Annotated in this window: 9 protein-coding genes and 1 pseudogene; 5 read left to right on the forward strand and 5 right to left on the reverse strand. The window is 64.1% G+C overall.

The features are described from left to right. The 4 genes and pseudogenes from EN991_RS12525 to EN991_RS12540 form a co-directional block, all read right to left on the reverse strand. Window positions 1-349: pseudogene (locus EN991_RS12525) on the reverse strand (transcriptional antiterminator); the annotation flags it as partial. Further along, a complete protein-coding gene (locus tag EN991_RS12530) occupies window positions 346-1,440 on the reverse strand; it encodes a transporter substrate-binding protein (protein WP_127368860.1) in 1,095 nt (364 codons plus the stop codon). The gene EN991_RS12530 and the pseudogene EN991_RS12525, both read right to left, overlap by 4 nt. A gap of 177 nt (window positions 1,441-1,617) precedes the next feature. Then, window positions 1,618-2,106 (reverse strand): hypothetical protein, encoded by a 489-nt coding sequence (locus tag EN991_RS12535; protein WP_127368861.1) that lies wholly within the window; start codon window positions 2,104-2,106, stop codon window positions 1,618-1,620. A 206-nt stretch (window positions 2,107-2,312) separates the two neighbouring features. Next, complete coding sequence (locus tag EN991_RS12540) at window positions 2,313-3,182, reverse strand: helix-turn-helix domain-containing protein (protein ID WP_063170920.1); 870 nt, start codon at window positions 3,180-3,182, stop codon at window positions 2,313-2,315. A 92-nt stretch (window positions 3,183-3,274) separates the two neighbouring features. On the opposite strand from EN991_RS12540, the gene EN991_RS12545 reads away from it, so the two are divergent. Next, window positions 3,275-4,819 (forward strand): 4-hydroxyphenylacetate 3-hydroxylase N-terminal domain-containing protein, encoded by a 1,545-nt coding sequence (locus tag EN991_RS12545; RefSeq protein WP_127368862.1) that lies wholly within the window; start codon window positions 3,275-3,277, stop codon window positions 4,817-4,819. 6 nt (window positions 4,820-4,825) lie between these two features. Next, window positions 4,826-5,335, forward strand: a complete 510-nt coding sequence (locus tag EN991_RS12550) for a flavin reductase (RefSeq protein ID WP_013528541.1) — start codon at window positions 4,826-4,828, stop codon at window positions 5,333-5,335. 29 nt (window positions 5,336-5,364) lie between these two features. Here EN991_RS12550 and hpaR read toward each other — a convergent pair whose 3' ends face one another. Next, window positions 5,365-5,760: a homoprotocatechuate degradation operon regulator HpaR gene (gene hpaR, locus EN991_RS12555; protein ID WP_224620863.1), complete on the reverse strand. Its 396-nt coding sequence runs from the start codon at window positions 5,758-5,760 to the stop codon at window positions 5,365-5,367. A gap of 215 nt (window positions 5,761-5,975) precedes the next feature. Here hpaR and EN991_RS12560 point away from each other — a divergent pair, with 215 nt between their 5' ends. Genes EN991_RS12560 through hpaD form a run of 3 tightly spaced genes read left to right on the forward strand, consistent with a single transcriptional unit; the run spans window position 5,976 to window position 8,886 of the window. Further along, window positions 5,976-6,362: a 5-carboxymethyl-2-hydroxymuconate Delta-isomerase gene (locus EN991_RS12560; protein ID WP_127368863.1), complete on the forward strand. Its 387-nt coding sequence runs from the start codon at window positions 5,976-5,978 to the stop codon at window positions 6,360-6,362. Between the two features lie 11 nt (window positions 6,363-6,373). Next, complete coding sequence (gene hpaE / locus EN991_RS12565; protein ID WP_127368864.1) at window positions 6,374-7,891, forward strand: 5-carboxymethyl-2-hydroxymuconate semialdehyde dehydrogenase; 1,518 nt, start codon at window positions 6,374-6,376, stop codon at window positions 7,889-7,891. Between the two features lie 14 nt (window positions 7,892-7,905). Then, a complete protein-coding gene (gene hpaD / locus EN991_RS12570) occupies window positions 7,906-8,886 on the forward strand; it encodes a 3,4-dihydroxyphenylacetate 2,3-dioxygenase (protein WP_063169700.1) in 981 nt (326 codons plus the stop codon). Window positions 8,887-8,980: the final 94 nt, after the last annotated feature.

The following is an 8,980-nucleotide window of genomic DNA, read 5'->3' on the forward strand; positions in this document are numbered from 1 at the left end:
GCAGCGCGCTGTAGACGCCGGCATTGCCGACCGGCTTCAGCAGCTGCGCATCGGCCTTATGCGACAGCGCCCATTCGATGCGGCCCGGCGCCTCGGAACCGATCAGCGCCACCAGCGGCATCGGTGCCTCGCCCGGCTTCCACGGAAACTGCTCGTCAAAGCCGAGATCGGCGTCGAAGAAGACGAAATCGGCGGCCAGCGCCTCGGGCGGCAGTTCCGGCCAGCAATCCAGCGTGATCAGCCCGATGGCCGACAATTGCCTGGTGATCGCCTGCACCGTCGGATGCGGGCGATGCAGGATAAACGCCCTGGCGCCGCCGAGATTGGGGATGCGTGGGGCTCTGGTCACGACACCACCCTCAGGCGCGGGCGGCCGAATGTTTTTGCCGGGTCGTAGCGCGACAGATACGGATCCGGCGCGACTTCGTCTTCGCGGCTGACGACCTCGAAGAAGCCGTCCGCGATGCGCCCGATGATCACCGGCAGTGTCGCATGCTGCGAGTGGGCGTCGATGGCGATCGGACCGAGCCGGGTGGAGAAGCGGCGTTCGGCGAAGGCTTTGGAGAATTCCGCCGGACCGGCGTCGGGATTGCTGGAAAGCACGTCGGCCATCACCTGCACCGAGGCATAGGCGGAGGCCTCGAAGGATGAGGCAAAGGCAGCCGGGCGCGGCGCGAAATACGGCCCGACCGACAGATGTCCCTTGCCGGATTCACCGATCGCCGGCAGCTCACCTTCGGTCAGGTTGCAGGAGATGACGGGACAGGTCTCGGGACTGAAGGCGGCATCCTCGTGACCTAGGTCGCGATAGGCCGCGAGGAAGGCGTAGGACGAGGTGCCGATCAAATTGTTGAGGATGAAGTTCGGCCGCGTGGCGCGGATCTCCGCGATCAGCCGCGACACGTCGGTCTCGCCGATGCGCAGGTAGCGTTCGCCCAGCACCTTGCCGCCGGCATCCGCGATCAGGTCGCGCGCGACGCGATTCATCTCCCAGCCCCAGATGTAGTTCGAGCCGAGCAGGAAGCCGTTGGCGCCGAAACGCGGCACGACATGCGCCATCAGCGGCACCAGATGCTGGTTGGGGCAGGCGTGCATGTAGACGACATGCTCATTGGCTTCGAAGCCCTCATAGGGGCAGGCGTACCAGAGCATGCCGCCGGCTTTCTCCAAGACCGGAATGGTTTCCTTGCGGCTCCAGGAGGTGACGCAGCCGATGACATGGCGTGCGCTGCTGGTCTTGAAGATATCTTCGCAAAGCGTTGCGTAGCGGTCCGCATTGCTTTGCGGATCGCGCTCCACCGGCACCAGTTCGATGGCTGAGCTGCGATCGGCGTTGATGTCGGCTATGGCGCGCATGGCGCCGATGCGGCACGCATCGGATACGAGCTGATAGCTCCCCGAGCGGGAATACAGGATGCCGATCTCGATGCGCCGTTTCAAACAGGACCCCAAAATGACAATGCCCCGCAGCCTGCGCCGGAAGGGCGAGGCATACGAGGCATTTTTGCCGCCCGGCGATCAGAGCCGGTATTTTGCGCTAGCGTATTCGGTCCGGCGGGTCAGTCAAGCCCTCAACGACATTTGCATGACCTGCCATCGCCGTTTCGCTGCCGCCGGCTATTTGGCCGCCGGCCTCTGGCCGTGTTGGCGGGCATAGGTCACACAGGCGTCCACCGTGCTGACACAAAGCGCGTCGCGCCTGTTCGGCAAATTGTTGTCGCCGGCATAGGCAACTTCGGCGACACGGCCATCGACCATGCGAATTTGCGTATCGCAATAGCCGCCGGGAGCGACATTGACGGAGCCGCCGACCGCCGGGATCGCGCCGACCGCCAACGTCGGAACCACAATGCTGAGATTGCCGCGCTGGACGATGCGCTTGTAGGTCCAGATCTGGCCCGATTGGCCGGCGTCGGCGGTGGCGGTCGGAAACCCGGCGCACATTCGAACATCGGCTTCGCTGAGGCCGACCATCTCCTTGCGGGCAGCCGCCGCCGTTGGATCAACCTTGGCGATACGCGACGTATCGTCGGGAACGACGCAGGAAGACTGGATGCCGACACAGAGAGCAGCGAGGCCAAGCTTTCGAATGCAGGAAAATGTCATGCCGACTGTCAGATTTGCCCGATTGTCAGATTTTGCGTGGCGCCCGCCGCTCCTTTCTACCTAGGCAGACAGGCGAGCGGATCAACCCGTTCAGCTTCACGAAAAAGTGGCTGTGGCTGCATCATGGCCGGTCGGGAAGCCAACGCCCTGGCGGAAGCGGGCTCGCGCCGGAACGGCGCGCCAAGGGCCGCATCCATGGTCACCCATCAATGACCCTGCAACTGTTTCCGCCGCCAGGACGCGGGCGCTTCGCCGACCCGCGCGCGAAAGAATCGTGAAAAATACGCCGGGTCGTCGAAGCCGATCTCGTAGGCGATGTCCTCGACCGAGCGTACGGTGAACAACAGCAGCCGCTTGGCCTCCAGCAGCCGTCGCTCACTGACGACGCGTTTGACGCCGCTGCCCAGCACCGCGCGGCTGGCCTTGTCGAGAAGATGCGGCGTCGTGGCCAGCGCCTCGACGTAGCGATCAACAGGCCAGTTGTCGCGGAAATGCGCATCGGCGAGCCGGCGCAGCCCCAACGCCAGTGAGGCATCCGAAGACGCCGTGGCACCCTTTGTCTCGGGACTGAGGCGCGCGATGTGGGAGAGCGCGACGGCGATCAGCGCCTGCAGGACCCTGTCATTGCCGGCTTGCGCCTCGGCGTATTCGGCGGCGATCATCTCCAGCACCGCCGCCAATCTGGCCCACGCTGCGTGCTGCGGCAGGCCGTCGGCAAAGACCGGCCGGTCCAGCGGCAGCAGGCTGTGAGCCGCGATGGCCGCAAGCGCGCCGTCGGCGACCGAGACGACGATGGCGTCGGTGCCGGGGCCGATCGAGAAGCCGTGCACGATAGTGCTCGGCACGAAACTCACGGCAGGCGCCGAAAAGTCCCAGGATCGGTCTTCGATACGGTAGGTACCGGAGCCGCTGGTCCAGAAGGTGATCTGACCCATCTGCGGGTGCTTGTGCGCGGCGACCTCACCAAGATGGATATTGCTGCGCGCAAGCACCGTCTCGACATGCAGAAAACCGACATCGAGCGGCCGCACCGGCTCGCCATAGACGAAGAAGTCGGGGATGGATCTCTGGCTCATGACGCCGGAAAAAGTCCAATCGGTTTTGCCGTTCCGTCCATAACCGATCGATGCCCAGGGCGCTAGGGTTACGGCTTAAGAGGAGGACCATCATGCGATCAGAAGACTTCCGCACCGATAAGGCACGCCCATTCACCGGGGCCGAGTATCTGGAGAGCCTGCGCGATGGCCGCGAGGTCTATATCAACGGCGAACGCATTGCCGACGTCACCACGCATCCGGCGATGCGCAATTCGGCGCGGTCGCTGGCGCGCCTCTACGACGCCCTGCATGATCCAAGGCGGCGGGACGCGCTGACCTCGCCGACCGACACCGGCTCGGGCGGCTACACCCACAAATATTTCCGCGTTGCCAAGTCTTCCGCCGAGCTTGTTGCCCAGCAGGCGGCGATCGCGGAGTGGTCGCGCATGTCCTATGGCTGGATGGGCCGCACGCCCGACTACAAGGCGGCGCTGATGAACACGCTCGGCGCCAATGCCGACTGGTACGGGCCGTTCAAGGACAATGCCCTGTCCTGGCACAAACGCGCGCAGGAAGCCGCGTTGTTCATGAACCACGCCATCGTCAACCCGCCGATCGACCGCCACAAGCCGGCCGAACAGGTGAAGGACGTCTTCGTCCACATCACCAGGGAGACGGACGCCGGCATCTACGTGTCCGGCGCCAAGGTGGTGGCGACGTCCTCGGCGCTGACGCACTACAATTTCCTGGCGCAAGGGTCGGCGACGGTGACCGAGGATCCGTCGCTGTCGGTGATGTTCATCGTGCCGATGAATGCGCCGGGGATAAAGATGTTCTGCCGCGTCTCCTACGAGCAGACGGCCAACACGGTGGCGGCACCCTTCGACTATCCGCTGTCGTCGCGCTTCGACGAGAACGACGCGATCCTGGTGCTCGACAATGTCTTCATCCCCTGGGAGGACGTTCTGGTGCTGCGCGATGCGCAAAAAATCCTGTCCTTTCATCCGGCCTCCGGCTTCATGCACGGCTACTGCTTCCAGGGCTGCACGCGCTTCGCCGTCAAGCTCGACTTCCTCGCCGGCCTGCTGGCCAAGGCGCTGCGCGCCACCGGCGGCGATGCTTTCCGCGGCAACCAGGCGGCACTGGGCGAGGTCATTGCGCTCAGGCACATGTTCTGGAGCTTTTCCAACGCCATGGCCTACAACCCGATCCCGTGGGCGAATGGCGCGGTGCTGCCCAATCTGGAAGCCGCGCTTGCCTACCGCACCTTCATGTCGGAAGCCTATCCGCGCGTCATCGACACCGTGCGCCGGGTGATCGCCTCGGGGCTGATCTACCTACCGTCGTCGGTGCGCGACTTCAACAACCCCGAGATCGACAAATATCTGGCGCAATATGTGCGCGGCTCCAACGATATGGGCCACATCGAACGCATCAAGATCATGAAGCTGTTGTGGGATGCGACCGGCACCGAGTTCGGCGGCCGCCACGCGCTCTATGAGCTCAACTATGCCGGTGCGCCGGAAGAGGTACGGCTGCAGGTGCTGAAAGGCGCCGAGCGCGGCGGGCGGCTGAAGGCGATGGAAGAGCTGGTCGACACCTGCATGGCCGATTATGACGAGAATGGCTGGACCGGCGATACCTGGTTCAATCCGCTTGTCTCAACGGCCGAGTGAAATCACATGGCCACGCAGATTTCGAAAGCCGATTTCCGCGACGCCATGGCGAGGGTCTGCGCGCCGGTCAACATCGTCACCACAGACGGGCCGGCAGGACGCGGCGGCTTCACCGCCACCGCCATGTGCAGCGTCTCCGACGAGCCGCCGACGCTGCTCGTGTGCATGAACGGGCGCTCGACGCAGGCCGCCATGTTCCTGTCCAACCGGCGCTTCTGCGTCAACGTGCTGACGCATGACCACATGCATCTGGCGGGAAAGTTCGCCGGCGCGACCAGGGACATGGAGGCGCGCTACGCCTCGGCGCGTTGGCAGACGCTGACCTCCGGCACGCCGGCGCTGTCGGATGCGATCGTCAACTTCGATTGCGAGATCGAGACTGTGCATGTCGTCGGCACGCACAATGTCATGATCGGCCGCGTCATCGATGTCCGGCACGGCAGCGGCGGCTCGGCCCTGCTCTATGTCGACCGGAATTATACGCAGCCGACACGGTTGGGCAGCTTTGGCGGGTGAGCCTGGACGAAACGGCCAGGACCGACCGCTCAGCTCTCGCCGTCGATCAAGCTCTCCAAGAGGTCAAGGAGCTGCTCCAGCTTCTCATGCCCAAAACGCTGTTCGATGTCGTCATAGATGACGCGACGCTCGGGCGACAGGGCGTCGATCAGGGCGGAGCCGGCAGGCGCAATGGTCAGCACGACGCGGCGGCCGTCGCCTTCGGCCTTGTTGCGGGTGATGAATTTGCGTCCCTCGAGCGCCTTGATGATGCGCGTCAGGCTGGGCGGCAAAACCGAGGCGCGATCGGCAAGTTCCGTCGCCTCGACCGGGCCGGCTTCGCTGAGCACACGCAGCACGCGCCATTGCTGTTCGGTCACGTCATGCGCCGCAAGCATCGGCCGAAACCGCGCCATCACCGCTTCGCGGGCATGAAGCAGCGCCATCGGCAGGGAACGACGGGTATTTTCAGGCAGCAAAAAAGAGCCTCCCACGCTTGCGATCGAAACAGGCCTTCCCTCGGCCGAATCCGCCAGCCGGGGCCCGTTCCTGCCATCCCGTATCGTTGCGCCAAGGCCGATGCAAGACTTGACTTCGCGGATGCCGCATGTAATTAACGCGTTAACTACAACAAAGCAATAACCCAGGGAAACGAAGCGCCGTGCCTCACTTCTCCATCGAGTATTCGGCCAATCTCGATGCCAAGGTCGATATGGACGAATTGTGCGCGCTGGTGTTGCGCACAGTGCTGGATACCGGGCTGTTCGAGACCGGCGCCGTGCGGGTGCGGGCCTTTCGCGCCGAGGCCTACGCGATGGCCGACAGCCTGCCGGAAAACGCTTTTCTCGACATGTCGTTTCGCATCGGCACCGGCCGCAGCCCGGACGAGAAGAAGCGGACCGGCGAGGCTGTCTTCGCGGCGGTGAGCGAATACCTTGCCGCCCTGTTCGAGACCCCGCATTTCGCCCTGTCGCTCGAAATCCGGGAAATCGACCCGGTGCTCAGCTGGAAGAAAAACGCAATCCACCCGCGGCTGCGCGGCAAGTGACGGAACCCGACATGTCCGACCTGCAAGGCAATCTGAAAAAGGCCGAGGCCTATCTGGCCCGCTTCAAGCGCGATGGCGTTTTGAACCAGATCGGCGGCGAGGCGGTGCCGGCCCTCGATGGCGCGACGTTCGAAACGCTGTCGCCGGTCGACCTCAAGCCGCTGGCAAGCGTCGCGCGCGGCGGCGCCGCCGACATCGACCGCGCCGCCAAGGCGGCGAAGGCGGCGTTCCCAGCCTGGGCGGCCATGCCTGGCGAGGCACGCAAGAAGCTGCTGCACAAAATCGCCGACGCAATCGAAGCGCGCGCCGAGGAGATCGCTTTTGTCGAATGCATGGATACCGGCCAGGCGCTGAAGTTCATGGCCAAGGCAGCGCTGCGCGGTGCCGAGAATTTCCGTTTCTTCGCCGACCGCGCGCCCGAAGCGCGCGACGGCGAGACACTGCGTACGACAGGCCAGGTCAATATGACGACGCGCGTTCCGATCGGCCCGGTCGGCATCATCACGCCGTGGAACACACCGTTCATGCTGTCGACGTGGAAGATTGCGCCAGCGCTGGCGGCCGGATGCACCGTGGTTCATAAGCCGGCTGAATTCTCGCCGCTGACCGCCCGCCTGCTGGTCGAGATCGCCGAGGAGGCCGGCCTGCCGAAAGGCGTATGGAACCTGGTCAACGGCCTTGGTGAAGACGCCGGCAAGGCGCTGACCGAGCATCCCGACATCAGGGCGATCGGTTTTGTCGGCGAAAGCCGCACCGGTTCGATGATCATGAAGCAAGGCGCCGGCACGCTGAAGCGCGTGCATTTCGAGCTTGGCGGCAAGAACCCTGTGATCGTCTTTGCCGACGCCGATCTCGAGCGCGCCGCCGACGCCGCCGTATTCATGATCTATTCGCTGAATGGCGAGCGCTGCACCTCGTCGTCGCGGCTTCTGGTCGAAGCCTCGATCTATGAAAGCTTCACCGCCAAAGTCGCGGAGAGGGCGAAGCGCATCGTCGTCGGCCACCCGCTCGATCCGAAAACGGTGGTCGGGCCGCTGATCCATCCGGTGCATGAAAAGAAGGTGCTGTCCTATATCGACATCGGCAGGTCGGAGGGGGCGACGCTGGCCGTCGGCGGCGGCAAGGTCGATGGACCGGGAGGCGGCTGTTATGTCGGCCCGACCCTGTTCACCAACGTGACCAACGGCATGCGCATCGCGCAGGAGGAGATTTTCGGGCCGGTGCTGAGCGCCATTGCGTTCAACGACGAGGCGGAAGCGCTGGCGCTGGCCAACGACACGCAATACGGCCTGACCGGCTATCTCTGGACCTCTGACGTCACCCGCGCCTTCCGTTTCACCGATGCGCTGGAGGCCGGCATGATCTGGGTTAACTCCGAGAACGTGCGGCATTTGCCGACCCCCTTCGGCGGCGTCAAGAATTCCGGCATCGGCCGCGACGGCGGCGACCATTCCTTCGACTTCTACATGGAGACGAAGAACGTCGCCTTCGCGACGACGGCGCACGCGATCCAGAAACTCGGCGGCTGACCGGAGGAAATCGGATGCCCTTGCCCAAACCCAATCTCTACCCCGCCTTCAACATCGTGCGCCTCAGCCATGTCGAGTTGGCTGTCACCGACCTCGCCAAATCCCGCGCCTTCTATGTCGACACGCTCGGCCTGCAGGTTACCGACGAGACATCAGGCGCCATCTACCTGCGCGCCATGGAGGAACGTGGCCATCACTGCATCGTGCTGCGCAAGGCGACGACGCCGGAAGCGCGCGACCTCGGCTTCAAGGTCTTTTCGGACGAGGACCTCGACAAGGCCGAGTATTTCTTCAAGGGCAAGGGCCTGCCGGTGGAATGGGTCGAGCGGCCCTACCAGTCGCGCACTTTTCGGACGCGCGACCCGCACGGGATTCCGCTGGAGTTCTATGCCCAGATGGAAAGGCTGCCGCCGATCCATCAGAAATATGCGCTCTACAAGGGCGTCAAGCCGCTGCGCATCGACCACTTCAACTGCTTCTCGCCCAATGTCGACGAGTCCGTCGCCTTCTACAACGAGCTCGGTTTTCGCGTCACCGAATACACCGAGGATGCCGCAACCGGGAAGCTTTGGGCAGCTTGGACGCACCGCAAGGGCGGCGTCCACGACATCGCGTTCACCAACGGCATCGGCCCGCGCCTGCATCATGTCGCCTTCTGGGTGCCGACGCCGCTCAACATCATCGACCTGCTCGACCTGATGGCGACCACGGGCTATTTGCCGAACATCGAACGCGGCCCCGGCCGGCACGGCATTTCCAACGCCTTCTTCCTTTATGTCCGCGACCCGGACAACCACCGCATCGAGATCTACTGCTCGGACTACCAGACGGTCGATCCCGACCTCGAGCCGATCAAGTGGGACCTCAAGGACCCGCAGCGCCAGACGCTGTGGGGCGCACCGGCGCCGAAAAGCTGGTTCGAGGAGGGCAGTGCGTTTGCCGGGGCGGAGGCGCGCCAGCCGGATTTGGCGGCTTCGCCGATCATTGCGCCGTGAGTGGATTCTAATCGATGTCAGCGTTCCTTCGCGCCCCCCTCTGTCTTGCCGGACATCTCCCCCTCAAGGGGGGAGATTGGCTAGGCCCATGGTC

Source organism: Mesorhizobium sp. M7A.F.Ca.US.005.03.2.1, assembly GCF_003997795.1.
In the GTDB taxonomy this organism is placed as follows: Bacteria; Pseudomonadota; Alphaproteobacteria; order Rhizobiales; family Rhizobiaceae; genus Mesorhizobium; species Mesorhizobium ciceri.